Origin of the sequence: Promicromonospora sukumoe 327MFSha3.1 (genome assembly GCF_000385135.1) — a bacterium.
Taxonomy (GTDB): Bacteria; Actinomycetota; Actinomycetes; order Actinomycetales; family Cellulomonadaceae; genus Promicromonospora; species Promicromonospora sukumoe_B.
In genome coordinates this window covers 20,144-45,563 of record NZ_ARQM01000007.1, presented here as the reverse complement: position 1 = coordinate 45,563, position 25,420 = coordinate 20,144, and the positions used below count along the sequence as shown (strand labels likewise).

Genomic DNA, 25,420 nt, shown 5'->3' with positions numbered 1-25,420 from the left:
GGACCGCCACGTGCACGACATGGCCGTCACCGACATCGCCGGCGACCTCGGCGTACGCCCCCACGCCGTGACCATGCGACTGCGCCGCGCCGAGGAACGCCTCGCCGGCGCGTTCGCCGCCGCGCACGCCCAGAACGTCAACGAACCCGAGTGCCGCACCACCCGCGCCGCGATGCACGACTACCTCAAAGGACGCCTGCTGCCGCGCCGGCAGCGACGCCTGGAGGTCCACATGGACGGCTGCGGGGAATGCACCCGCGCGTTCATCGACGTGCGCGAGGTCTCCTGGATGCTCCGCGACCTCGGCCAGCACCTCATCGCCGGCGGACTGCTCACCGGCGCCGTCGGCACCGCCGCCGGCGCGGGCGGTGCGGGCGCGACCAAGCCGCGCTTCGGCAAGAAGGAGACCGCGGTGGCGGCGGGCGTGCTCGCCGCGCTGGCCATCGGCTCCGGCGCCGCCGCGATGATCCTGAACCAGCTCGACGACCCGCCCATCCAGGCCGTCGAGGACGCCGGGGCCGCGGGTGGCGGTTCCGGCGCCGGCGGGGCCGGAGGTGGCTCAGGTGCCGGCGGCGGTGGAGGCGACGGCGACTCGTCGTCCGCCTCGGACAAACCGTCGACGGACGAGAAGCCCCCGTCGATCCCGCCCGAGGACCCACAGCCGCGCCCTGCGACCACGCCGAAGGAGGACGCGGCGGCCACGCCTGCCGACACTCCCCCGGTGGTGGCCGAGCCGGCTCCCGCGCCCGAGTCCGACGGCGCGCAGGAGGAGACCCCGAAGCCCCCGTCCTCCGGCTCCGGGTCCGGGTCCGGGTCGAACGAAGGCAGCGGCACGGACAAGCCCGACCCGCCCAAGGAGCCCGAGGAACCGGCGGAGCCGCCGACGGAGCCCGAGAACCCGGCAGAACCGCCGGAGGTCCCGGAGGAGCCCGAGACACCCGAGACGCCGGGCCTCGGCAGCGCGCTGGACGAGCTGCTCGCCAGTCTCGGCCTCTCGGACCTTCCGGGCATCGATCTCGCGACCACCACGCTGGACGAGATCTGGAACCTGATCTTCGGCACGTTCTCGGACGCCGCCGAGGACGCCGAGTCGGCGACCGGGGACTGATGGGTGTGCGGGCCTCCTACCAGGCCCGCATCTCCTCGACGCTGTGCGGACGCACAGGCCTTCTGGGCGTGAGCCCAAGATCTTCCCGTGATCACACGGGTGCCTTCCATGCGCATGCATTCTTTGCGAGCATGCACGCCCGGGGGCACGCGCGACGTGGTGTCGCGGGGTGTCACGTCGCGTGCGGGAGGGGGGCAGCGTGACCGTCACGAGTGCCGACCTCAGCCTGTGGGCGGCTCACCGCCGCGCCGTGGTCTTCACGGTGTCCCGGCGGGTTCCGGGCGTCGACCCGGAGCTGGCCGCGAGCTGCGGCCTCGAGCTGCTGTGCGTGGAGCTCCTCAAGCAGGGCGACCTCGCCGACCCGCTCGCGTTCTGGACCACCGCGGCCGTCGAGGTGGCGCTGCGGATGACCCAGGAGGAGGAGCCGGTCGTCGGCGGTCCTGCGGGCGAGCCCGCCGCCCTGGCACCGGTGCGGCACGCGCTCGACTTCGAGGTGCTCAACCTGGCCATGGAGCGGCTCCCCGCCGGCGAGCAGCAGCTCCTCTGGGACCACCACGTGGGGTCCCGGCCCGTGTCGGCGATCGCCGACGAGATCGGTGTGCTGCCCTACGCCGCCAAGCGCCGGCTGCGCCGGGCCGAGAACCGGCTCGCGAGCACCATCGCCACGGCCCACGCCGGCACCACCGCCGACCTGGAGTGCCGGTCCACCCGGGCCGCCCTGCACGACTTCGTCCGGAACCGCCTGCTGCCGCGCCGACGCCAGCAGGTGGAGGACCACATGGTCGGCTGCCCGGGCTGCACCCGGGCCTTCGTCGACGTCCGCGAGTCCTACTGGATGCTGCGCGCCGGAGCGCCCGTGCTGCTGCTCGGGGCCGCGGCGGCCGAGTCCGGGCTGGCGACCGGGGCGGGCGCCGCCGCGACGGGAGTTGCCGCGGCCGGGGCCGGCGCGACGGGTGCGGCCGCGACCGGCGGGGCCGCGTCCGGCGCCGGGGGCTGGCTCACCAGCGCCGGGGTCCGCGCGGCCGTGACCGCCCGGACCCTGCTGACCGACCCGGTGAGCCTGACCGCGACCGTCGCCGGCGGCCTGTTCGTGACGACCGCCGTCACCACCGGCGTAGCGGGCAGCATCGAGGCCGCGCCGTCGTTCCACGAGACCGGGACGGTCTCGGTCTCGACGCAGGACCGGTCGCCCGCCGCGGCCCGGAATGCCACCCGGTCGGTCCAGGAGGATCCGACCCACGTTCCCGAGCTGACCGGCACGACCTCGACGGAGTACACGCCGCCCGGCCAGGCCAAGAAGGACGGCGTCCCACCGGGCCTCGCCAAGTCGGACGGCGTCCCACCGGGCCTCGCCAAGTCCGACGGCGTCCCACCCGGCCAGGCGAAGAAGGAGACCGTTCCGCCGGGGCAGGCCAAGAAGGACATGACACCGCCCGGCCAGGCGAAGAAGGACGCGTCGCCCGCCGAGTCGAAACCGAACATCCCGCCCGGTCAGGCCAAGAAGGACGTTCCACCCGGCCAGGCCAAGCAGGACGGCAAGGCCAAGGACCACACGCCGCCCGGTCAGGACCGTTCGAGGAGCACCAGCACCTCGTAGTGCGAGGTCTGCGGGAACATGTCGAGCAGCCGCGCCCGGACCGGCCGGAGCGACGGCATGGCGGCGAGGTCCTTCGCGAGCGTGGTCGCGTTGCAGCTCGAGTACAGGACGTGGTCGATCCCCGAACCCTCCAGCCACTGCGCCAGGTCCGCGCCGATACCGCGCCGGGGCGGGTTCACGATCACCATCTCGGGCAGCCCGGGCGCCTGCGGCCCGACGGCGAACGCCGTCGCGTCGCCCGCCGCGAACGTGACGTCCCGGAACCGGCCGGCCCCGTCGACCTCGCCGTCGCGCAGGCGCTCGACCGTGTCCGACGCCGCGACGACCGCCTCGGCGCTGATCTCGATGCCCGTGACGGTCCGGCCGGGCGCGGAGCAGTGCAGCGCGAAGCCGCCCACCCCGCAGTAGAGGTCCCAGAGGCTGCGCGGGTCCACCTCGTCGACCCAGGCGCGGGCCTGCCGGTACAGCTCGGTGGCGACCGCCGTGTTGGTCTGGAAGAAGCTCTGCGGACGCAGGTCGAGCGTGATGTCGTCGATGCGCATCGGGAGCGTGGTGCGCTCGGTCAGCGGGATCTCGAGGTCGCCCTCCAGCACCGCTGCGTGCGCGGGCTGGATGTTCGCCGACGCGACCGCGAGGGCCGGGAGGTCGGCCAGCAGCGCGGGCAGGTGCTTGCGGATCCGCGCGATCGACTCCTGGGAGCGCAGCACGAACCGGACCATCAGCTCGCCGTCCGGTGACAGCGTGACCAGCAGGTACTTGAGCTCGCCGCGCTGCTGCGCGCGCTTTCCCGTGCCCGAGACCTGGTACGGCTCCAGGTTCGCGCGCGTCACGAACGCCGCCAGCGGGCCGAAGGACGCCTGGAGCTCGTCGGGGTAGAGGCCGCAGTCGGTCAGGTCGACGCCGTGACCGGCCCGGTCGAGGATGCCCAGCACGGGCTCGGCGACGGTGCCGCTGACGACCATCTTCGCCTTGTTCCGGAAGGCGGACTCGACGCTGCGGACCGCCGGGAGCCAGGTCAGGCCGGCGGAGACCGGGTCGAGGAGCGTGGCGACGTGCCGCTCCTTGTCGAGCACCTGGGTGGGGTAGTCGATCTCCAGGAGGGTGCAGGAGTGGCAGCGTCCGGCGTCGTAGTGAGGGCACTGCACGCCCTCCATTATCCAGTGCCCGCGCACCACCGTGGTCGACGGCGGTGCGCGGGCACCGGACGAGCGGCGTCAGCCGCGGTGTCCGACGGCGTCAGCCCTGGTACTCGAAGTGCCAGGGCTCCTCGCGGCCGCCACCCGCCCGTGCCCAGTCCGGGTGCTCCCAGCCGAACTTCGGCCCGTTGGCCGCGAGCCACTCGAACTCGGGCTCGCCGAAGCGGAAGCCGTCGTCCACAGGCACGTCCACAGCGGCGGCCCAGCCGTGGTTGGAGGTGCCGGGCTCGGCGACCTGGCCGGCACCGAACTCGTCGAGCGCCTGGAGCTGCCAGTCGTAGGGGCGGTAGCCGTACTCCACGCGCAGCGGCTTGCCGAGCTCCGCCTCGAACGCCTCGGCCAGCTTCGTCCAGTCCTCGGCGGCGTCGCAGCGCAGGTACTGCTCCTGCCCCTCGGGACCCAGCCCCATCTTGCACAGGTCCTTCTGCGCGATCCGCCCGTTGCTGCCGTCCGCCAGTGTGGCCCGCACCGCCCACGCGCCGTCCTCGATCGCCAACCGCGCGGTCTCGCGACGGTCCAGGAGGTCCTGCACGGCACCGAGCTCCTTGGCTTCGGCCCGCGCCGCGAGCGCCGCGGCGCCCTCCTTGCGGTGCGCGAGGAGGGTCTTGCGGGGTCCGGTGGGGCCGTTCAGGCCGGCGGCCCAGTCGAGGGTGTACTGGGAGTCCCGCACCGAGATCTTGAGCTGGTCGGTCGTGGTCGACAGGGACTTCAGGGCCTTGTCGAGCTGGTCGGCGGCCTGCGCGGCCTCGTCGGCGGCCGCGTCGGCCTCGGCCTGGGCGTCCTTGCGGTCCTGCTGCCACTGCCGGTACGACTCCTGCACGTCCTCGGTCGCGGACGTGAGGGTGGTCGAGGCGGTGCGCATGGTCATGGCCCACTCGGTGGCCTGCGCCTCCAGGGCGTCCAGGTCCGCCGGGGCCTCGAGGCCCGCGGCACCGGCCTCGGGGACCGACGGCGGCTGCTGGTCGCCGAGCTTCTTGGCGGCGGCGATGTGCCCGGCGAGCTCGTCGCGGAGCGCGCTGTCGACCACCTTGCCCTTCGAGGCGACGAGCGTGCTCTCGGCGGTCTCGATCTGCGCGGTCAGCCCCTCCTGTGCGGCGCGCCCCTCGTCGACGGCCTGCACGACGTCGGCCCGTGCGTCGGCGAGCTGGTCCGCCTCGCGGTCGTTCGTGGCGTGCACGAGCGCGAACACGATGCTGCCGACCAGTGCCAGCGCGGCGACGATCAGGAAGACGAACAGCGGTCGCATGGAGCCGCTGTCGCGCCGTCCGCTCGGCGGGATGTCGGATCTACCGGCCGCCACCTCGGCTCTCGGTGCGGGACGTGCGGTCTTCGGTGCTTCGGCGAGGGCAGGTTCGGGCGCGGGCCCGGAGGATGTGGACGGCTCCACGTTGAGGGGCATGGCCCGCAGTTTGGCGAATCTCGGACGCGGGCGCTAGTTGCCTGCCCCCTCGGCGAGGGTCTTGAGCTTGTCGACGTACGCGGCCATCTGGTCGCCCTGCCAGTCGGGGATGTTGGTGTTGCCCGCGTAGAGCCCGACGGAGCTGTCGGTGAGCTCGCGCAGGATGTCCGCGTGACCGGCGTGCCGGGCGGTCTCGTCGGTGACGTGCACGATGATGCGGAACAGCGTGACCTCGCCGTTCTTCCACCACGGCACCCGGCCGACGGCGCTCAGCGGGAGCGTGTCGATGGTCTCGTCGCAGAATGCCCAGCCCCGCTTGTAGAGGTCGACGACGGAGGCGACGGTCTCGTCCGCGGTCGCGTACCAGTCGGCCTGCGGGTCCGTCTCGTAGATGTCGTCGGGGACGAGCTCCCCCGGGTCGGGCCACTGCCGCCCGAAGACCGGCCCGAGGTAGCCGATCTCCACGTTGGCGCAGTGCTTCACGATGCCCAGGAGGTTGTTGCCGGAGGCCACCAGGGGCCAGCGCGCCTGCTTCTCCGTGAGGCCCTCGAGCTTCCACACGAGGGCCTCACGGGTCTCCTGGAGGTACTTCTTCAGGATCTGCTTCTGCTCGAGCTCGGTCGCGTCGCTCGCGTTGTCGCTGGTCGTCTGTGACATGAGGACAGTGTGTCCCGAGCCACCGACACTTACCGAGCCTTTTGCACCCGGGCCCGCCCCTTCGGCCTCCGGTGGAGCCACCACTCGGCGAACAGGAGGTTCACGACCCAGGACATCCACGCCGAGGCGATGGCGGCCCCCTCGATCTCCGGGGAGCCGAACCCGATGTCCGGGTTCGTGAGTGCCCCGGGGACGTAGATCGCGATGAGCACGGGCGCCCAGAACCGGTTGGCCACGATGGAGAACGCCAGCGCGGTGCTGCGGACCATCCACTCCCGATGGTCGGCGAACCGGCGCTGCCGTACGGCGCGGTAGCCGAGCAGCGTGCACGTCAGGAGCAGGACGGCGAGCATCGTGTTGCCCACCTGCTGCCCGACGCCGGCGCTCGGGAACTGCGAGGTGACGAGCGCCCCGGTGCCGGACACGAGCGCGGAGACCACGTAGACGCGGCCGCTCCACCGGTGCACGCGCGGGTGGTTCGCCCGCAGCCACGGCCAGAGCTGCAGCACCCCTGCGGTGAGCATCACCGAGCCGGCGAGGATGTGCGTCACCAGGGCCGGGTAGAACGCCGGCCCGCGGTCGGTCGGCACCAGCGACAGGGTCGGGTCGAGGCCCACGTAGCGCGGCAGGGCGGTCACCAGGAACACCCCGGTGACCACGGCGAGGGGCGCGATCCAGGGACGGCGCCACCAGCGGGTCGCCGCCCGCTCCCGCTCAGCGCCGGGCACGGAACGCCAGCCCTGCTGCGACGGCGAAGACCAGGCCGAGGCCCACGCACCAGGTGATCGCGAGCGCCGCGGTCCCGCCCGGGTCGGCCAGGCCGGGAGTCCCGGCGACGTCGCCCGTCAGCAGCCCGCGGACCGTCTCGATCACGGGCGTGACCGGCTGGTGCTCGGCGAACCCCCGCAGCCAGGACGGGAGGGTGTCGACGGGCACGAACGCGCTCGACACGTAGGGCAGGAACATCACGAAGAACGAGAAGCCGCCCGCGGCGTCGGGCGAGCGGACCAGCACGCCCACGAGGGTGGCGAGCCAGGTGATCCAGCCGACGAAGAGCAGGATCATCCCGACCGCGGCGAGCCACTCCAGCGCTGTGACCTGGGGCCGGAACCCGAGCAGGATGGAGACGCCGAAGACGATCGCGGTGGTGGCGAGGTTCTTCACCAGGCTCGCCACGACGTGCCCGGACAGCACGGTCCAGGCGTTCACGGGCATCGAGCGGAGCCGGTCGACCATGCCGCCCGACATGTCGCGCTCCACCGCCATCGCGGTGTTCGCGGCGCCGAACCCGGCGGCCAGCAGGATGACGCCCGGCGTCACGTAGTCGATGTACTCCGTGCCGGTGTCCAGCGCCCCGCCGAACACGAGCACGAACATCAGCAGGATGATCACGGGCAGCACCACCGCGGTGATCATGGCGTCCGTGTCGCGCGCGACGAGGCGCAGGCCGCGGGTGGTCATGGTCGAGACGTCGCTCAGCACGTGGGTCATGCCGCCACCCCCGTCGTCGTGGCCGGGCGGTCCTGACCGCCCGGACCCGTCGTCCCGGCGTGCCCGGTCAGCGTGAGGAAGACGTCGTCGAGGCTCGGCGCGCGCACCTCCCAGTGCTCGGGCGCGACGCCGGCGGCCTCCACCGCGGACAGCACCGACCGCACATGGCCGACCGAGCCGTCCGTGGCCACGCGCACCCGCGCGCCGTCGACCGTGGCGGCGAGCGCCGGGGCGACCCGGGCGGCGTCGGACGGCGTGGCGAAGGTGAGCTCGACGCCGGCCTCGCCGACCTCGCGCTTGAGCCGGGCCGGGGTGCCCTCGGCGACGACGCGGCCGCCGTCGACCAGGGCGACACGCTGGGCGAGCCGGTCGGCCTCCTCCAGGTACTGCGTGGTCAGGAGCACGCTGGTGCCGTCGGCCACGACGCCCCGCACGACGTCCCACAGGGCCTGCCGCGACCTGGGGTCGAGGCCGGTGGTGGGTTCGTCGAGGAACATGACGCGGGGCCGGGTGAGCAGGCCGGCGGCGAGGTCGAGCCGGCGGCGCATTCCGCCCGACCAGGTGCCGACGTGCCGGCTCGCGGCGTCGGCCAGGTCGAAGGCGGTGAGCAGCTCGGCCACGCGGTCCCGGACCACGCGGCGGGGCAGGTGGGCGAGGCGCCCCATCATCGTGAGGTTCTCGGCGCCCGACAGCTTGTCGTCGACGGCGACCTGCTGCCCCGTGAGGCTGATGATCTCGCGCACGCGGCGCGCGTCCCGCACCACGTCGAGCCCGCCGACGGTCGCGCGGCCCGCGTCGGGCCGCAGCAGCGTGGACAGGATGCGGACCGTGGTGGTCTTGCCCGCCCCGTTGGGGCCCAGCAGCGCCAGCACCGTTCCCTCCTCGAGCTCCAGGTGGAGCCCGTCCAGCACGGGCGGGCTCGTCGAGCCTCGCCTGGCGAAGGACTTGCCCAGTCCTTCGGCCGTGACGATCGCAGCCATGGTCGTTTCCTCTCGGATCCAGTTACTGTTTATGTCCTACGCGTTTTAGTGTGTGGCGTAAACAGTATGGGGTCAAGAGAGTTTCGGGTCGGATCACCCGGGTCGGGCAGGGCAGGATGGAACCGATGCGCACCGACGACACGTCCGGGCCGGCCGAGCAGCCGCCGAGCACCGGCCAGGAGCACGAGCTGCCCGCAGTCGTGCAGCGCCTGTGGGGGGACACGGCGCCGCGCCGGCGCGGGCCCAAGCCCGCCCTGTCCACCGCGCAGATCGTGCGGGCCGCCATGGAGCTTGCCGACGCCGAGGGGCTCGCCGCCGTCTCTATGGCGCGGGTCGCCGAGGCCGTCGGCTACACGCCCATGGCCCTGTACCGGCACGTGTCCGGCAAGGAGGAGCTGCTGATCCTCATGTCCGACGCGGTGGCGGCCGACCTGCCCGAGATCCCGGCCGGCTCCGACTGGCGCGCCGGGCTGGAGGCCTGGACCCGGGCGCAGATCGACCTGGCGCTGCTCAGGCCGTGGATGCTGGAGCTGCCGCTGTCGGCCACGCCGCCCGGGCCGAACCGGGTGCGCTGGATGGACCAGGCGTTCGGCGTCCTGCGGGAGGTGGACCTGCCCGCGGACGAGAAGCTCTCGGTCGTCGGCCTGCTCGCCCAGCACGTACTGGGCGAGGCCCGGGTGCAGGTGGAGACCCGGCGCGCGGCGGTACAGAAGGTGCGGCGCGACGCCGGGCTGCCCGACGACGCCCCCGAGTCCGAGCTCGATCCCGCCGCGGTCGAGGCGGCCAACCCCTACGCGGACTTCGAGGTGGTGCTCGGCCGGTACGCCGGCCCGGACACCTATCCGCACATCTTCGCGTCGTTCGCGTCGTGGTCAGGGCCTGCCGTCGACGGACCCGGCGACGACGACATCGCCTTCGGGATCTCGGTGGTGCTCGACGGCCTCGAGGCGTACCTGCGGCGCCGGGGCGCGATCACGCCCAAGGGCTCCTGAGCCCCTCGGCACGGCGCCGCAACGGTTCTGGCGCGACCACAGGCAGCGGTTTTCGGACGTCGTGCACAGGCAGGCGGCCGACCGGCGCGGAGTGTCGGTGACGTGGGTCAGAGTGGTCCCGTGACCACCGAACACGGGACAGACATCAGCACGACGGCCGACGACGCCGGCCCGGCCGGGCGCTGCTTCGGCGACGGCGACCCGCTCTACTCGGCGTACCACGACGAGGAGTGGGGCGTGCCCGTGCACGGCGAGCAGGCGCTGCTGGAGCGCATCGCCCTGGAGGGATTCCAGTCCGGGCTCTCGTGGATCACCGTGCTGCGCAAGCGGCCGGCGTTCCGCGAGGTGTTCGAGGGCTTCGACCCGGAACGGGTGGCGGCCTTCGGCCCCGACGACGTCGAGCGGCTGCTCCTCGACGCCCGAATCATCCGGAACCGCATGAAGATCGAGGCGACCATCGACAACGCGCGCGCCGTGGTCGCGCTGCACGACTCCGGGCGCACGCTCGACGAGCTCTTCTGGTCGTTCGCACCCGACCCGGCCGGGCGCGTGCGGCACGCCACGTTCGGTGACGTACCGGCGACGACCGCCGAGTCCAAGGCCATGAGCAAGGCGCTCAAGAAGGAGGGCTTCCGGTTCATCGGGCCCACGACGGCGTACGCGGCCATGCAGGCGTGCGGCCTGGTGGACGACCACCTGGCCACGTGCCCGGTCGTGCTGCGCCGGGCCGGCGCGGTGCCTACCGCGCCGGCCGGCTGAGGGTCACAGCTCGGCGCACGGCTCCACGACCGGCAGCACCGCGTCGCGCACCCAGGCGGCGAGGGAGGTGCCCGGCGGCCGCAGGATCACGGTGTCCACGCCGTGCACGGCGAAGCCCCGCATCTCCTCGACGAAGGCCGCGGTGTCGCCCGGACCGATCGGCTTGCCGCGGTGCAGCATCGTGATGCGGATCTCGGCGGGGTCCCGGCCCACGTCGGCGCAGTGCGCGTGCAGCACGTCGAGCAGGTGGCGCAGGCGCTCCGGCGTCTCGGCGAACAGGTTGCACGCGTCCGCGTACTGCGCCACGAGCCGCAGGGTCTTCCGCTCGCCCGAGCCGCCGATCATGATCTCCGGGCCCGACAGCGGCGGCGGGTAGCAGAGCGTCTCGGCGAGCTGGAAGTGCTTGCCCTCGAACGGCCCGTCCTGCTCCGGGTCGTACATCTGCCGCGCGATCCGGACGGTCTCCTCGAGCATCTCGAACCGCTCCTTGACCGGCGGGAACGGCACCCCCAGCCCCGCGTGCTCCTTGTCGTACCAGGCCGCGCCGATGCCGTACGTCGCCCGGCCGCCGGAGACCACGTCGAGGGACGCCACGATCTTGGCCAGCAGGCCCGGGTAGCGGTACGTCACCCCCGTGACCAGCGCGCCGAGCTGCACCTTCTCGGTCACCCCGGCCAGGTAGCCCAGGGTCGTGTAGGCCTCCAGCATCGGGTCCGAGGCCGGGAAGCCCTGGTGCTCCATCTGGAAGTAGTGGTCCATCACGGAGATCCACGAGACGCCGCCGTCTTCGGCGTACCGGGCGGCGTCCGCCAGCTCGGTACGCATCCCGGCGGGCTCCATCGAGTCGAAACGCATGAAGTGGGTGCCGATTCGCATGCCTCGATCCTCCTCCGCCGACGCGGCGCGTCAAGCCATGGACCGGGTGCGTCCCCCGGGCGAGCCCGGCGGCGCGCGGTCAGACGCCCGTGCCGACCAGCTCTTCCGTGCGCCCGAGCACGCACGCGACGAGCCACGTGATCGACTCGGCCGTCTCGCGCGGGGAGGCCGTCGGCTGCATCACGTGGCTCAGCGCCGAGCGCACCACGATGTCGATGATCACCGCGATCCGTTCGGGCGGCAGCGTCACCTCGTACTGGTCCACCCGGTCCTGGATCACCACCTTCACGGTGCCCAGCAGCGACTCGGAGTGCGTGGTGAGCAGCGGCAGCAGCTCGGTGTCCGCGCCGTGCGTCGCGGACACCACGGCGCGCAGCAGCGCGTTGCCCTCGGCGAACGTCAGCGTGTTCTCGACGGCGTCGTGGATCGCCGCCAGCAGGTCGTCGGGGTGCCGGTCGAACGCCTCGGCGATGTGGAAGATGAACTGCGCCGACTCCGTCAGCACCATGGCCTCGGCCAGGTCGTCACGGCTGCCGACCGCGTTGTAGACGGTCTGCCGGCTCACGCCGGCCTCGGTCGCGAGGCGGCCCATCGTCACCTTCGACCAGCCGTGGGCGCAGGTCAGGCGCGCGGCAGCGGCAATGATCCGGTTCCGGTTGGAGATCGGGTCGTCGTCGTGTGCGGCAGTCGCCTCGGCCATGGGCAAATCCTAGGCAACGGGTGAACTTCCGGGCTCTTCGGAAGGGCCCGAGAAGGCCCTTTTCACCCCCTCGTCATTTCGCCCTGCGGATCGCCGGCCCGGCGCGGCTCCCGACCCCGGCTTCCGGCAGACCCCCTAGAGTGGCGGGCATGGATCTCGAGGAACGCCTGGCAGTCTTCATCGACTACGAGAACCTGGCGCTCGGCGCCCGGGAGCACCTGGGCGGGATGCAGTTCGACTTCGGTCCCATCGCCGACGCGCTCGCCGTGCGAGGTCGGGTGGTCGCGCGCCGCGCCTACGCGGACTGGTCGTACTTCGACGAGGACCGGCGCATGCTGACCCGGCACCAGGTCGAGCTCATCGAGATGACCCAGCGGATGGGCGCCTCCCGCAAGAACGCCGCCGACATCAAGATGGTGGTCGACGCCATCGAGATGGCCTTCGAGCGCGACTACATCTCCACGTTCGTCATGTGCACCGGCGACAGCGACTTCTCGCCGCTCGTCCACAAGCTCCGCGAGCTGAACAAGCGCGTGATCGGCGTCGGCGTCGAGAAGTCGACGTCGCGCCTGCTGCCCGCCGCCTGCGACGAGTTCCTCTTCTACGACCGCCTCGAGGGTGTCGAGGTGCCCGACGAGGACCAGGGCGCCCCGGCCCCCAAGCGCGGCTCCCGCACCCGCAAGGCCAGCACGACGACGGAGCGCGCCACCGCGCAGAAGGCACCGGCCGCCTCGCGCCGCACCAAGGCCGCCGAGGCGGTCGCGGAGGCCGTCGCCGAGGCGAACGCGCCCGAGACCCCGGCCGAGCCCGAGGCCGAGTCCAAGCCCGCGACCCGGCGCCGCAAGAAGCCGGAGCCCGCCCCGGCGCCCGCAGACGTGGCGCCCGAGGTCGAGCCCGACGTGGACGTCAGCGAGCAGGACGAGGCGCCGGCGTCGGACGACGTGCCCATGGAGGTGCGGGTGGCGCAGACACTCGGCGACCTGCAGTCGTCCACGAGCGGCCCGGTCACGGCCTCCGCCCTCAAGCGGACGCTGCTGCGCAAGGACGCCACGTTCAGCGAGTCGGACTACGGGTTCCGCACGTTCGGCGAGTTCCTGCGGTTCCTCGCGGACCGCGGGTTCGTGGAGCTCGCGCCGGGCCCGTCCGCGGGCGACCCCGAGGTGTCGCTGCCGGAGCAGGGCGACACCGACGCGGCGTTCGCGCTGCTGCGCGACGTGGTGCAGGAGTCCAGCGGCTCCGCCGCGCTGTCCGGCCTGAAGAACGCGGTGCGCAAGCGTCGTCCCGACTTCTCCGAGAAGGCGCTCGGCTTCCGCGGTTTCCTGCAGTTCGCCAAGGCGGCGGAGGCGGCGGGCACGGTCTCGCTGGCCTGGGACGACGACGCGGACGACTACCTGGTCACCGCCTGAGCCGGAGGCGCAGCGCAGGGTGGGGGCTGAGGCACGAGGCACCCGCCCGGAGCGGAGCCGCAGGCTCAGGCGGCAGAGAAGCAGAGCCCGAGCCGGAGGTGCGGCGTCAGCTCTCTCCTTCGAGACCTAAGTTTCTTCGCTTTGGGGCGGCCCAAAGCGAAGAAACTTAGGTCTCGAAGGGGATGAGCGAGCCGCAGGCTCAGGCGGACACAGACCCCGCCTGAGCCTGAGCCCTCCGCGCCTCGCCCCGGAACGTGGCGGGTGACGACCCGACGACGCGGCGGAACGCGGTGCTGAACGCGCTCTCGGACTGGTAGCCCGTCGCCTTGGCGAGCTCGGAGATCGACAGCGTGTCACGGGCGAGGGCGTCGCGCGCGAGGCTCATGCGCCACTGGATCAGGTACTCCAGCGGCGGGACCCCGACGTGGTTCCGGAAGGCCTCGGCGAACGCGGACCGCGACATGTGGCTGATCCCGGCGAGCTCGTTGAGCGTCCACGAGTGCGCCACGTCCGCGTGCAGGGCCCGCAGCGCGGCGCCGATGCCGTCCTGGTTCAGGGCGCCCAGCCAGCCGGTGGGCCGGTCGGTCCGGCAGGCGTGCGCCCGCAGCATGTGCACAAGCAGCACCTGCGCGAGGTGGTTCTGCACCAGCGGGCCGCCGGGGGCGGTCGCCTCGACCTCGGCGGCCAGGAGCGTGATGAGCTGACCCAGGTCGCCCCCGCGCGGGTCGTCGGCGCGGACGATCACGAGCGGCGGCAGGAGATCGGTCAGCAGGGCGGCGTTGTCGTCGTCGAACCCGATGTGCCCGCCGCAGAGGTAGAGGTCGTCGTCCGACGCGGGGCCGATCCGCACCAGCCCGTCCTCGGCCGCCGCCCAGACAGGGTCCGCGGGTCGCGGCCGCGCGTCGGGCGTACTGGCCAGCACGTAGGGCGGGGGGTTGCCCAGCATGAAGGTGTCGCCCTCGCGCAGGAGCACCGGCTCGTACCCGTCGAGGACCAGCCAGCACGTGCCACGCACGAGGCCGCCCACCCGCACGTGCAGGAACGGCTCGAAGCGCAGCGCCCACTCCCCGGTGGCGCGCAGGCTGGGCCCGATCACCGTGCGGGGCCGCAGCAGGCCGATCGCGTCCGCCATCGGATCCCGGAAACCGAGCACGGCAACCCCATGGACGATGCGTAAAGAATCCCGGACTCTACGCGATGGATCGTACGCCACGACGCGCGCAGGATCGATGTCGTACCACTCGACACGAGAGAGCGACGGAGAGATCGACATGGGACAGCTGGAAGGCAGGACGGCGGTCGTCACCGGGGGCAGCACCGGCATCGGCCTGTCGAGCGCGGTGCGGCTGGCGGACGAGGGCGCGCACGTGTTCGTCACCGGCCGGCGTGAGGCCGAGCTGGAGGCCGCCGTCAAGACCATCGGCGAGGACCGGGCCACGGGCGTGGCCGGCGACGTCGCAAGCCTGGCGGACCTGGACCGGCTCTACGCGGCGGTCAGGGCGCGGGGCAAGGGGCTGGACGTGCTCGTGGCGAACGCGGCGGTCGGCGCGTTCGTGACGCTGGACCAGACCACCGAGGAGCACTTCGACCAGACCTTCGGCGTCAACACCAGGGGCGTGCTGTTCACCGTGCAGAAGGCGTTGCCGCTGCTCAACGATGGCGCCTCGGTGATCCTGACCGGTTCGACGGCCGCCGACCGGGGCATGGCGGCGTTCGGCGCCTACGCGGCGTCCAAGGCCGCCGTCCGGTCCTTCGCCCGGACCTGGTCCGCCGAGCTCAAGGACCGCGGCATCCGGGTCAACGTGATCTCCCCGGGCTGGATCGAGACGCCCGGCGGCACCGCCATCAACGGCGGCGAGGAGGCCATGGGGGCGATCCGGGAGTACGCCGCCGGGACGGTGCCGAGGGGTCGCATGGGTGAGGCCGAGGAGGTCGCCGCGGCCGTGGCGTTCCTCGCCTCGGAGCAGAGCAGCTACGTCGTCGGCGCGAACCTGTACGTCGACGGCGGGGCGAACCAGGTCTGACCCGCCGGGTCTAGTCCTGGTCCGGGCCCGAACCCGGCTCCACGTCACCGAGCACGTCCGGTACGGCGGCCAGGCGGCGGGCGAGCTCGTCCCCGTCCTGGCCGGCCACGATCGGCACCGGCGGCCCGCCGGTGCCGGACGCCGCCGCGCCGCCCCGCGACCCGCTCCCGGTCCGCGAGCCGTGCCCCGTGTGCGACCCGTTCCCCACGTGCGGCGCGTTCCCGGCCAGCACCTGCTGCCCGCCGGTGAGCTGCCGGATCGCGACGACCCGCACCCGGTCGGGCCGCCGGCGCGCGGCCTCCTGGTAGATCGCGACGTCGTGCTGGCCGTCGTCGCCGATGAGCACCCAGCGCACGTGCGGGAACCACGTCATGAGCAGCTCGAGGCTCGCCCGCTTGTGCGCCTGGCCGCTGCGGAACCAGCCGGTGAGCGTGGGGCCCCAGTCGGTCAGCAGCAGGGGGCCCGGCGGGTACGCGTGGCGCGAGAGGAACGCGCGCAGGGTGCCCGCGGTGTTCCAGGCGCCGGTCGACAGGTAGAAGAAGGCGGCGTCGGGGTGGGCCTGCTGGATGCTCCGGTACAGCTCGGGCATGCCCGGCACGGCCCGCCGCGCGCTGGAGTGCCGCACGAACGTGTTCCAGGCCGCGAGCAGGGGCCGGGGCACGGCGGTGACCATGGTCGTGTCGTCGATGTCGCTGACCACGCCGAGCCGCGTGCGCTCGTCGAGCACCCGGATCGGGGCCTCGGCCTCGGTCGGTTCGGGGGCGTCGAGGCAGGTCAGCAGCGCGGTGTGCCAGCCGTCGGAGAGCGGGGCGCCGGCGGGGAGCTCGACGTCGACGTAGCCGGCCCGGTCGCTCGTCAGCTCGGAGGTGCTGCCGCCCGCCTCGATCCGCACCCGGCGGTGGGGCGCGGGCACGGTGAGGAAGTGTCGGAACCCGCGCCGTCCGGCCCGGACGGCGTCACGGTTCGGCGTGCCGGGGCGCCGCGGCGAGAGCACCACGCGGGCGAGCACCCGCACCTTGTCCGGCGTGCCGTACCCGGCGTACGGCTCCAGGCGGGGCTGCCAGCCCGCGCGGGCGAGCACCCACCCCGCCGCGGCGTAGAGGTGGTCCTCCACGACCGCGGCGAGGTGCGGGCGCTGCGAAGGGTGCGGGGTCGGAGTGGCCACACCCGATTGTCGCGTACTACTGCCCACCCATGCCCGTGGTCGCGACACCCTGGACGATGCGCCGCTGGAACAGCATGAACACGATGAGCAGCGGGAGCGCCGCGATCATCGCGGACGCCATGTTCTGCGCGTACTGCACGCCGTAGGCGTTCTTCACGGTGGACAGGCCGACCGGCAGGGTCATGAACTGCGGGTCCGTGGTGACGATGAACGGCCACAGGAAGTTGTTCCACGCGCCGATGAACACGAAGATCGCGACGGCCACGAGGATCGACCGCGACAGCGGCAGGACGATGGTCCAGAACAGCCGCCACGTGCCCGCCCCGTCGATGCGGGCGGCGTCGAGCAGCTCGCTGGGGATGGCGTCGAAGAACCGCTTGAGGATGAACACCATCACGGGAGCCACGATCTGCGGGAGCACGATGCCTGCGAACGTGTCCACCAGGCCCATCACCTGCATCTGCCGGAACAGCGGCACGATGAGGATCTGGCCGGGCATCATGATCGACGCGATGGTCAGCCACTGGAGCAGGCTCCGGCCCTTGAACACCGTCTGCGAGAACGCGAAGGCGGCCATCGCGGAGATCAGCACGGTCAGGAGCGTGACCAGTCCGGCCACGACCAGGCTGTTCCACATCCAGATCAGCAGGTCGCTGTTGCTGAGCACCTGCTGGTAGGCGTCGAGCGTCCACCCCATGGTGGGCCACCACGACGCCGGCAGCGCGGCCTCGGCCTCGTGCTTGAAGCTGGTGACCGCACCCCAGGCCACGGGGAGCAGCCAGAGGGCGGCCAGGACGACGAGGGCGGCCAGGGACGCGACGCGCACCCAGGGCGAGGGTCCGATCGTCAGCTTGGTGAGGGCCCGGTTCTCGGCGCGCTCCTGCTGCGCCCGCGTCCGGCGGTCTGCGACAAGTTCGGCGACGGACATGTCAGGCCTCCTTCCTGGACGGCAGCAGCCGAACCAGAGCGAACACGAGAATCAGGGCGAAGAAGACGTACGAGATCGCGGAGGCGTACCCGAGCCGGTAGTTGGTGAAGCCGGTGTCGTAGACGTACTCCAGGATCGGCCGGGTGCTCCCGTTCGGTCCGCCCGCGGTCAGCAGGTAGATCTGGTCGAACACCTTCAGCGAGGCGAGGAGCTGAAGCACCACGATCACGCCCGTGATCGTGCGCAGCTGCGGGAGCGTGATGGAGAACAGCCGCCGCCAGCCGCCGGCACCGTCGATCGTGGCCGCCTCGTACTGCTGCTGCGGGATGCCCTGCAGGGCCGCCAGGTAGAGCAGGAAGTTGAAGCCGACCGTCCACCACACCGTGACGGCGGCGATGGAGAACATCGCGACGTTCTCGTCGGTGAGCCACCCCACGGGCTGCAGGCCGAGAGCCGCGAACCACGTGTCGAGCAGGCCGATGTCGGGCTGGAACAGCCAGCTGCTCAGCGCGGAGACGACGGCGCTGGTCAGCAGGTACGGGGCGAAGAACGACATGCGCCACACCCACTGGCCCGGCAGGCCTGTGTGCACGAGCAGCGCCATCACCAGGGCCACGACCACCAGGGGGATCGTGCTGAGCACCGTGAACCACACGGTGTGCCACAGCGTCTGCCAGACCTGCGGGTCGCTGAAGGCCTCGGCGTAGTTGGCGAAGCCGATGAACTCGCTGCCGGTGCCCGTCAGGCTCTGGTTCGTGAAGCTCATCCACAGGCCGTAGAGCGTGGGCAGCAGCAGGAAGAGCCCGGTCGCGACCGCGAACGGCGCGACGAACAGGTATCCGGACTTGTCCCGCTCACGCAGGGACTTGCCGGTCGCGGCGGTGCGGGTACCGGACCGGCCGGGGGATCTCTTCGGGTCGGACGGCGCCCTTCCGGGGGGCGCCGTGACGCCGGCGTTCGAGACAGTCATCGTCGTCCTCTCGATCAGGCAGGGTTGGGCTGGGAGAGGAACCGGTCCATCTCGCTCAGCATGCGGGTCACGGCGGTGCGCGCCGGGGCCTTGCCGGCCAGGGTGTCGGTCATGGCGTCGGCCATGCGCGTCTGGAAGTCGCTGCCGCCGCCGGTGAACCAGGCGTCGGGGTCGAAGACGGCGATCTCGGCCGCGGGCGCGTAGTCGCGCTGCGGGGTGAGCTCCTGGTAGGCGGGCTCCTTGACGATGGGCTGGTAGGCCGGGATGTGCCCCGCCGAGGCCCAGGTCAGGCCCTCCTTGAGGAGGCCCGCGAGCACCCGGTAGGTCGCCTCGCGCTTCGCCGGGTTCGGCGTGCCCTGCTTGGGCAGCACGAACGCGTGCGAGTCGGCGTAGTTCGCCGGGGTGTCGAAGACCGCGGGGAACGGTGTGGCGCCGACGTCGGGGTTCGCGTCGCGGAACATCGGCAGGTCCCACTCGCCGGCGAACATCAGGCCGGTCCGGTTCGACATGAACCGGCCGGAGGCCGCGTTGCCGTCCTGGTTCTTGGCGGCGACCTTGCCGTCGACCATCTCCTGGAGGAACTCGAAGACCTCGGTCGCGGCCGTCTCGTCGAGCTGCGCCGGGCGGCCCGGCGTCAGCTCGTAGCCGCCGCCGTTCTGGGAGTAGAGGCCCCAGAACATGCGCCAGCAGCCGGCGGGGTCACGCTGGTAGCCCCAGCTCACGCCGGTCTCGCCCGTGACCTCGGCCATGGCCCGCCCGGCCTCGAGGAACTTGTCGGCCCCGGCGACGGCGGACAGGTCGAGCTTGCCGTCGGCCCCGGCGAGGCCGGCCTGCTGCACGATGTCGGGGTTGTGGAACGCGATGTACGGGTGGGTGTCCAGCGGGAGCGCGTAGAGCTGGCCCTCGAACTGGGCCTTCTCCCAGACCGCGGGCGCGAAGTCGGCCTCGGTGATCCCGAGCTCGGCCAGCGCGTCGAGGTCGAACGGCTCCAGCAGCCCGCCCGGCGCGTAGCCCGCGAGCCGGGACATGTGCATGACGGCGGCCTCCGGCGGCCGTCCGCCGGACGAGGCCATCGCCAGCTTGGTGTAGTAAGGCGGCCCCCAGGCGAGCGTCGTCGTCTCGACGCCGATGTCCGGGTTGGCCGCGGCGACCGCGCCCGCCATCTCCTGCATGAGCGCGCCGTCACCGCCCGAGAACAGGTCCCAGACCATGACGGAGGTCTTTCCCGCGCCCGCGGCGCTGGGGGTGGCGCAGCCGGCGAGCGCGCCGCCGAGCGCTATCCCGCCCGCCCCGACGAGGGCCGCGCGGAGCACGTCTCGCCTGCTCAGCCCCCCGGAACTGCCCAAGAGGCTGCGGGCTCTCGACATGGCCTCGGGGCTTCCTTGGCCCGGAATGCCACGTCCTCGTACTACGGTCATCATCGACCTCCAATGGTGCAACGTTGCGCTCCAACGTTGGATCACGATGGACTAGGACGGGCGTCCAGTCAAGAGGCGCGGTGTGGAAGGAAGTGAAGCTTGTCCGAGCAAGGTGGCCGACGGGTAGGGATCAAAGAGGTCGCGGCGGCGGCGGGGGTCTCGTGGAAGACCGTGTCGAACGTCGTCAACGACACGGGCCGGGTGGGGGACGCCACGCGCTCACGCGTGGAGGCGGTGATCGCGGAGCTCGGCTACCGGCCCAACCTCGCCGGCCGCCAGCTGCGGCGGGGCCGCACCAACACGCTCGCCCTGGCGGTGCCGTGGGTGCACGCGCCGTACTTCTCGGTGCTGGCCCACGAGATGATCGACGTCGGGGGCGACCGGGGCTACCGGGTGCTCATCGAGGAGACCCGGTCCTCGCGCGAGACCGAGCTGGAGGTGGCGCGGGGGTTCGACGTGCAGGCGATCGACGGGATCATCTTCTCCCCGCTGGAGCTGAACCCCGCCGAGGTCGACGAGGTGCGCGGCACCGTGCCGCTGGTGCTGCTGGGCGAGCGGGCCGACCCGGACCCCGCCCGCGAGCGCCGCACGGACCACGTGAGCATCGACAACGTGGACGCCGCGGCGCAGGTCACCAGGCATCTGCTGGACACCGGACGACGCCGGCTGGCCTTCCTGGGGGCGGAGCCGCCCGGCGCGGGCCGGACGGGTGCGCAGCGCGTGCAGGGCTTCCTGGACGCCCACGTCGCGGCCGGCCTGGAGGCCGACGAGCGCTGGGTGCTCCAGTGCCCGCAGTTCTCCCGGCCGGCCGGCGCGGCCACCGTGGAGTCGGTGCTGCCCCGGATCGACCAGGTCGACGGCATCGTGTGCGCCAACGACGAGCTCGCCCTCGGCGCGCTGTACGCGCTGCGCCGCAACGGGGTGCGGGTGCCCGAGGACGTCGCCGTGACCGGCTGGGACAACACGGAGGACGGCCGGTTCTCGAACCCCACGCTGACCACGGTGGCGCCCGACCTGCGGGCGATCGCGGAGACGGCGGTGGACCGGATCATCGCGCAGCTCGAGAACCGCTCCGTCGAGCCGGTCGACGAGGTGGTTCCGCACCGCCTGCTGGTTCGCGAGAGCAGCCGCGCGTGACCTGGTGACGCCCCTGGTCCGGGGCGTCGCCGGGTCGCCCGGTTGATACAACGTTGCATTCTTGGCGGAAGACGTGTTGAATCACCGCGCACCTGTCGTAGACGCAATGGAGCAGCTGATGACTTTCCTCGACCGCTTCTCGCCCGAGGGCACACCGACGGCGACCGCCGTCCCGCGCCCCGAGTACCCCCGGCCCCAGCTGGTCCGGGACCGCTGGCTCAACCTCAACGGAACCTGGCAGTTCGAGATCGACGCGGGCGACTCCGGTCTGGAGCGCGGTCTCGTCGAGCGGCCGCTCCAGGCCGAGATCACCGTGCCGTTCGCCCCGGAGTCGGAGCTGTCCGGCATCGAGAACACCGACTTCCTCGAGGCGGTCTGGTACCGCCGCGAGATCACCGTGCCCGCGGACTGGTCCGCCGTCGGCGACGACCCCCACGTGCTGCTGCACTTCGGGGCCGTGGACCACGACGCGACCGTGTGGGTCGACGGCACCGAGGTGGTGCGGCACCGCGGCGGCTTCACGCCGTTCGTGGCCGACCTGCACGGTGTCGCCGCCCCCGGCGACACCGTGACCGTCGTCGTCCGGGCCCGGGACACGCGCCACGGGCCGCAGGCCCGCGGCAAGCAGTCCAACCGCTACGCCAACTTCGAGTGCAACTACACGCGCACCACGGGGATCTGGCAGACGGTGTGGCTGGAGCCCGTGCCGGCCGTGCACGTGCGCCGCCCGCGGATCACGCCCGACCTGTCGAGCTCGGCGTTCGACGTCGTCGTGCCGCTCTCGGCCAACCGCCGGGGCTACACGGTCTCCGTCACGGTGACCGACGCCGACGGCGAGGTCGCGAGCGCCACCGCGCGCGCCGACCTCGACCTGGCGCCGGCGCTGCGCGTCGTCGTCCCGGCGGACCGCGTGCGCACCTGGGGCACGGCGGACCCGCACCTCTACGGGGTGGACATCGAGCTGCGCGACGCCGACGGCGCCGTGGTGGACTCGGTGCGCTCGTACGCGGGCCTGCGCTCGGTCTCGATCGACGGTCAGGCGATCAAGATCAACGGCGAGCACGTGTTCCAGCGGCTCGTGCTGGACCAGGGCTACTGGCCGGAGTCGCTCATGACGGCGCCGTCCGACGCCGCGCTGGTGCGCGACATCGAGCTGGGCCTGGAAGCCGGGTTCAACGGCGCGCGCCTGCACCAGAAGGTCTTCGAGGAGCGCTACCTGTTCCACGCGGACCGGCTCGGCTACCTCGTGTGGGGCGAGTTCGGCGACTGGGGCGTCAGCGGCTACGGCACGCCGCAGGACGGCCAGAAGCAGACGACGTCGTTCGTCGCCGAGTGGCTGGAGGCGCTGCAGCGCGACCACAACCACCCGTCGATCATCGGCTGGTGCCCGCTCAACGAGACGCACCAGGACCTGCACGACCGCATCACGCAGCTCGACGACGTGACGCGCGCCATGTGGCTGGCCACGAAGGTGGCGGACCCGTCGCGGCCCGTACTGGACGCGAGCGGCTACTCGCACCGCGTGCTCGAGACGGACGTGTGGGACTCGCACCTGTACGAGCAGGACCCGGCCAAGTTCACCGAGCTGGTGGGCGGCCTGGCCGAGGGCAAGCCGTACGGCAACGAGCGGGACAACGGCACGCCGATCTCGCAGCCGTACAACGGCCAGCCCTACTTCGTCAGCGAGTACGGCGGCATCTGGTGGAACCCGGAGACGGCGGCCAGCGCGTCGGGCAGCTCGCCCGACTCGTGGGGCTACGGCCAGCGCGTCGTCGACGAGGAGGAGTTCCACACCCGGTTCGCCGGGCTGACGGACCCGCTGCTCGACGACCCGCGGATGTTCGGCTACTGCTACACGCAGCTGACGGACGTGTTCCAGGAGGAGAACGGCATCTACCGGTTCGACCGGAGCGTCAAGCTCGACGTCGACCGCGTGCGCGCCGTGCAGGTGCGTCCGGCCGCCTTCGAGAAGGGCGGCGACGAGGCCTCCTGACCTCGCGAGCCAACGTGTCAGACGTACAGGTCACCCGGGTGACCTGTACGTCTGACTCGTCTACCGGACTGTGCACCTTGTAGGTCTCTTTAGTATTTTTCACCACATAACACCCCGACCACAGCGGCGCTTGGGGGGTGCACAATAGGCCGGTGACGTACCGGTTCCTCAAGCTCATCCTCTCGATCCTCGTGCTCGTGCTCCTGCGCCCGCGCGTGACTGGGCTGCAGAACATCCCGAAGCGTGGCGCCGTGATCCTCGCGAGCAACCACCTGTCGTTCATCGACTCGCTGCTGATCCCGATCATGGCTCCGCGGCACGTCGCCTTCCTGGCCAAGGCCGAGTACTGGACCGGCAAGGGCATCAAGGGCCGCCTGTCGCGATGGTTCTTCACCAAGATGGGCGACATCCCGGTGCAGCGGGACGACCCGCGCGCCGGGCAGCGCTCGCTGGAGGACGCGCTGGCGGTGCTCCAGCGCGGCGGCGCCTTCGGCATCTACCCCGAAGGGACCCGCTCCCGGGACGGCAAGCTGCACAAGGGGCACACGGGCGTCGCGTGGCTCGCCCTGACCGGCAAGGCCCCCGTGGTCCCGGTCGCCCTGCTGGGCACGGACAAGGTCAAGCCCATCGGCAAGATGCCGCGGTTCGCGCGCGTCGAGCTGCACTTCGGGACCCCGATCGACCCCTCGCGGCAGATCGCGGCCGGTACCAAGCCCGCCCAGGCGAGGCGGGAGCTGACCGAGCAGGTCATGCAGTCCATCCAGGCGATGAGCGGCCAGGAGCGCGCCGAGTGAGAGCCGCCTGAGCATGCCGGCGGGCCGGAGCCGGTCGTCCGGTCCGAGCCGGACGTTCGGCCTGGGCACGCGCGGGCCCTGGCTCGGGCTGGTCGCCGGCGTCGCGGCGCTCGGCGCGGTCGAGGTGCTCGTGCTCCACCTGGTCGCCGCCGCCCTCCTGCCACGCCCGGTCGCCCTGGCCGTCGACGTCGTCGCCGGCGCGCTCACGGCCGCGCTGCTGGCCGCCTTCGTCTCGCCGCTCCGGTCGCGGCACCGCGTGGTCGACGGCGTGGCCCGGCTGCGGCTGGGCTGGGTCGCCGCGGTCGACGTCGTGCTCGACGACGTCGCCTCCGCGACCGTGCACCGGCCGACGGCGGCCGCTCCTCTGGAGCTCGGCGCCGCGTTCGACGAGGACACCGGCCGGGTGTCGCTGGTCCGGGCGACGACGGCCCCCGCCGTGCTGGTCGAGCTGTCCCGGCCCGTCGCGGCACGGGTACAGGTGCTGCGGAAGGTCAGGACGACGTCCGTGCTCGTGGGCGTCGCGGAGCCGGACGAGCTGCTCCGGGCGCTGGCTCCGGCACCCCGCTGAGGCACGTGTCAGACGTACAGATCACCCGGGTGACCTGTACGTCTGACACAGGGGTCAGAGGCGCGTGATGCGGATCGCGTCCGCCACGACGTACGCCGTGCCCTGCGTCCACCGGCTGACGGCGACGACGGTGCGCGTGCCCGCCGTCATCGCATAGGTGCCGAGCGAGAGCCAGGCGCCGCCGCCCGCGGACTGGTCCACCCGGATCGTCGACGACCCGGTGCCCGTGTAGACGATGAACGGCGTCGACGTGTTGTAGCCCGCGATCCCCGGGAACCACGCCTCCACCCGGTACGAGCCGCTCGACGGGATCGTCGCCGAGTACGTCGCCAGGTCGCTGACCTCGGCGGGCGTCGCGTAGCGGTAGTCGGCGCCGTACCGTTCGCCCGAGAACGACGACGCGAGCCACGCGGAGCCCGCGGAGAAGCCAGCCGAGGTGTTGTCCACGATCACCGACCAGCTCGTGCCCGCCAGGGCCGCGGCCACCTCGGAGCGGAGCTGCGGCAGCATCGAGTACAGGACGTCGCCCGGGCAGGCCGTCGCCGTGTAGTCCCGGTGCCCGTAGATCTGCGTGGGCGCGATGCCGTACTGGTCGCAGATGTAGGCGCACAGCTCGACCAGCCGGCTCCAGAGCTGCGCGGGCGGCGTCGCGCTCGTGTAGGTGCCCTGGTTCTCGATGCCGATGGCCTGGCTGTTCTGGCCGGGGGCGTGCGCGCCCACGACCGTGCCGCTGCCGTTCTGCAGCCGCGACAGCGAGCCGTGCCGGCCCTCCATGACGTACCCGCCGCGGCTCAGCGTGAGGTGCTGGCCGGTGTCCACCCAGCCGTTGGCGAAGTGCCACTGCTGGATGTCCCGGGCGATCTGGTACCCGGCGGCCTGCGAGTAGTCGGTCACGTTGGCCGACGCCGTGTGGTGGATCAGGATCTTGTTCGGGTTGGCCGCGACGGTGTCGATGGTGCCGCGGGCCGCCGCGGCGCCCCAGGTGGCGCAGCTCGCGATCGTCGGCGCGGCCACCTCCACCCCGGCCAGCGCGCCCGGCGGGGCGTCTGCGGGGGCCTCCGGGTCCGGGGCCAGGGACGGCGGGGCGTCTGCCGTCCGCGCCGCCGCGGCGCCGGCAGGCGCGGCGATCGTCGCGCCCGCGGCACCGATGCCGAGGACGACAGCGCCGCGCAGCAGCTCGCGCCGCCCCAGCGAGGTGTGGCTGTCAGGACTGCACTCGGTGGAGCTGTGGTCGTGTTCGTGCACGGTGGGGCCTCCACGGG

General features: G+C 72.4%; 24 protein-coding genes. 10 read left to right on the top strand and 14 right to left on the bottom strand.

Translation table 11 applies throughout. From position 1 onward, the window contains the following. A partial coding sequence (locus H291_RS0103635; RefSeq protein ID WP_020013624.1) for a zf-HC2 domain-containing protein occupies positions 1–1,108 on the top strand: 1,108 nt, incomplete at its 5' end. A gap of 199 nt (positions 1,109–1,307) precedes the next feature. Continuing rightward, the gene (locus H291_RS0103630; protein ID WP_033325650.1) at positions 1,308–2,705 is read left to right on the top strand and encodes a zf-HC2 domain-containing protein; all 1,398 of its coding nucleotides are present in this window, start codon (positions 1,308–1,310) and stop codon (positions 2,703–2,705) included. On the opposite strand, the gene rlmC is transcribed toward H291_RS0103630, so the two are convergent. From rlmC to H291_RS0103600, 6 genes are all read right to left on the bottom strand, one after another. Further along, entirely contained in the window at positions 2,672–3,850 is a 1,179-nt protein-coding gene (gene rlmC, locus H291_RS0103625; RefSeq protein WP_026365361.1) for a 23S rRNA (uracil(747)-C(5))-methyltransferase RlmC, read from the bottom strand. The genes H291_RS0103630 and rlmC overlap by 34 nt on opposite strands. Before the next feature lie 91 nt (positions 3,851–3,941). Further along, entirely contained in the window at positions 3,942–5,147 is a 1,206-nt protein-coding gene (locus tag H291_RS32200; protein WP_020013621.1) for a M15 family metallopeptidase, read from the bottom strand. 186 nt (positions 5,148–5,333) lie between these two features. Beyond that, complete coding sequence (locus tag H291_RS0103615; RefSeq protein WP_020013620.1) at positions 5,334–5,957, bottom strand: DinB family protein; 624 nt, start codon at positions 5,955–5,957, stop codon at positions 5,334–5,336. 29 nt (positions 5,958–5,986) lie between these two features. Then, positions 5,987–6,685, bottom strand: a complete 699-nt coding sequence (locus H291_RS0103610; RefSeq protein WP_020013619.1) for a DUF2306 domain-containing protein — start codon at positions 6,683–6,685, stop codon at positions 5,987–5,989. Beyond that, entirely contained in the window at positions 6,672–7,448 is a 777-nt protein-coding gene (locus H291_RS0103605; protein WP_020013618.1) for an ABC transporter permease, read from the bottom strand. Before H291_RS0103605 ends, H291_RS0103610 begins: the two co-directional genes overlap by 14 nt. Next, a complete protein-coding gene (locus H291_RS0103600) occupies positions 7,445–8,428 on the bottom strand; it encodes a daunorubicin resistance protein DrrA family ABC transporter ATP-binding protein (RefSeq protein WP_020013617.1) in 984 nt (327 codons plus the stop codon). The genes H291_RS0103605 and H291_RS0103600 overlap by 4 nt, the downstream gene beginning before the upstream one ends. A gap of 125 nt (positions 8,429–8,553) precedes the next feature. Here H291_RS0103600 and H291_RS0103595 point away from each other — a divergent pair, with 125 nt between their 5' ends. Continuing rightward, positions 8,554–9,420, top strand: coding sequence for a TetR/AcrR family transcriptional regulator (locus H291_RS0103595; RefSeq protein WP_020013616.1), 867 nt, complete (start codon positions 8,554–8,556; stop codon positions 9,418–9,420). 120 nt (positions 9,421–9,540) lie between these two features. After that, positions 9,541–10,179, top strand: coding sequence for a DNA-3-methyladenine glycosylase I (locus tag H291_RS0103590; RefSeq protein WP_020013615.1), 639 nt, complete (start codon positions 9,541–9,543; stop codon positions 10,177–10,179). 3 nt (positions 10,180–10,182) lie between these two features. Here the strand turns inward: H291_RS0103590 and H291_RS0103585 are convergent, their stop codons facing one another. Both H291_RS0103585 and H291_RS0103580 read right to left on the bottom strand, forming a co-directional pair. Next, on the bottom strand, positions 10,183–11,055 hold the full coding sequence (locus H291_RS0103585; protein ID WP_020013614.1) for an LLM class F420-dependent oxidoreductase: 873 nt from the start codon (positions 11,053–11,055) through the stop codon (positions 10,183–10,185). Between the two features lie 79 nt (positions 11,056–11,134). Further along, positions 11,135–11,755, bottom strand: coding sequence for a TetR family transcriptional regulator (locus H291_RS0103580; RefSeq protein ID WP_020013613.1), 621 nt, complete (start codon positions 11,753–11,755; stop codon positions 11,135–11,137). Between the two features lie 149 nt (positions 11,756–11,904). Here H291_RS0103580 and H291_RS0103575 point away from each other — a divergent pair, with 149 nt between their 5' ends. After that, positions 11,905–13,161, top strand: a complete 1,257-nt coding sequence (locus tag H291_RS0103575) for an NYN domain-containing protein (RefSeq protein WP_020013612.1) — start codon at positions 11,905–11,907, stop codon at positions 13,159–13,161. 199 nt (positions 13,162–13,360) lie between these two features. Here H291_RS0103575 and H291_RS0103570 read toward each other — a convergent pair whose 3' ends face one another. Continuing rightward, positions 13,361–14,293 (bottom strand): AraC family transcriptional regulator, encoded by a 933-nt coding sequence (locus tag H291_RS0103570; RefSeq protein WP_020013611.1) that lies wholly within the window; start codon positions 14,291–14,293, stop codon positions 13,361–13,363. Positions 14,294–14,432: 139 nt separating this feature from the next. On the opposite strand from H291_RS0103570, the gene H291_RS0103565 reads away from it, so the two are divergent. Then, complete coding sequence (locus tag H291_RS0103565; RefSeq protein ID WP_026365358.1) at positions 14,433–15,185, top strand: SDR family NAD(P)-dependent oxidoreductase; 753 nt, start codon at positions 14,433–14,435, stop codon at positions 15,183–15,185. 10 nt (positions 15,186–15,195) lie between these two features. Here H291_RS0103565 and H291_RS0103560 read toward each other — a convergent pair whose 3' ends face one another. The 4 genes from H291_RS0103560 to H291_RS0103545 are packed head-to-tail and all read right to left on the bottom strand — an operon-like array spanning position 15,196 to position 19,561. Next, positions 15,196–16,350: an App1 family protein gene (locus tag H291_RS0103560; RefSeq protein ID WP_020013609.1), complete on the bottom strand. Its 1,155-nt coding sequence runs from the start codon at positions 16,348–16,350 to the stop codon at positions 15,196–15,198. A 16-nt stretch (positions 16,351–16,366) separates the two neighbouring features. After that, positions 16,367–17,278 carry a carbohydrate ABC transporter permease gene (locus H291_RS0103555; protein WP_020013608.1) on the bottom strand — a complete coding sequence of 304 codons (912 nt, stop codon included), beginning with the start codon at positions 17,276–17,278 and terminating at the stop codon, positions 16,367–16,369. 1 nt (position 17,279) lies between these two features. Next, positions 17,280–18,248 (bottom strand): carbohydrate ABC transporter permease, encoded by a 969-nt coding sequence (locus tag H291_RS0103550; RefSeq protein ID WP_020013607.1) that lies wholly within the window; start codon positions 18,246–18,248, stop codon positions 17,280–17,282. Positions 18,249–18,262: 14 nt separating this feature from the next. Next, a complete protein-coding gene (locus tag H291_RS0103545) occupies positions 18,263–19,561 on the bottom strand; it encodes an extracellular solute-binding protein (RefSeq protein ID WP_020013606.1) in 1,299 nt (432 codons plus the stop codon). Positions 19,562–19,765: 204 nt separating this feature from the next. Between H291_RS0103545 and H291_RS0103540 the strand changes: the two genes are divergently transcribed. The 4 genes from H291_RS0103540 to H291_RS0103525 all read left to right on the top strand — a co-directional run bounded on the left by H291_RS0103540 (position 19,766) and on the right by H291_RS0103525 (position 24,158). Further along, positions 19,766–20,803, top strand: a complete 1,038-nt coding sequence (locus H291_RS0103540; protein WP_026365356.1) for a LacI family DNA-binding transcriptional regulator — start codon at positions 19,766–19,768, stop codon at positions 20,801–20,803. A 118-nt stretch (positions 20,804–20,921) separates the two neighbouring features. Next, positions 20,922–22,796 carry a glycoside hydrolase family 2 protein gene (locus H291_RS0103535; RefSeq protein WP_051109375.1) on the top strand — a complete coding sequence of 625 codons (1,875 nt, stop codon included), beginning with the start codon at positions 20,922–20,924 and terminating at the stop codon, positions 22,794–22,796. 152 nt (positions 22,797–22,948) lie between these two features. Next, positions 22,949–23,590 (top strand): lysophospholipid acyltransferase family protein, encoded by a 642-nt coding sequence (locus H291_RS0103530; RefSeq protein WP_020013603.1) that lies wholly within the window; start codon positions 22,949–22,951, stop codon positions 23,588–23,590. A 13-nt stretch (positions 23,591–23,603) separates the two neighbouring features. Continuing rightward, a complete protein-coding gene (locus tag H291_RS0103525) occupies positions 23,604–24,158 on the top strand; it encodes a hypothetical protein (RefSeq protein WP_020013602.1) in 555 nt (184 codons plus the stop codon). A gap of 54 nt (positions 24,159–24,212) precedes the next feature. On the opposite strand, the gene H291_RS0103520 is transcribed toward H291_RS0103525, so the two are convergent. Next, a complete protein-coding gene (locus H291_RS0103520) occupies positions 24,213–25,403 on the bottom strand; it encodes a golvesin C-terminal-like domain-containing protein (RefSeq protein WP_020013601.1) in 1,191 nt (396 codons plus the stop codon). Positions 25,404–25,420: the final 17 nt, after the last annotated feature.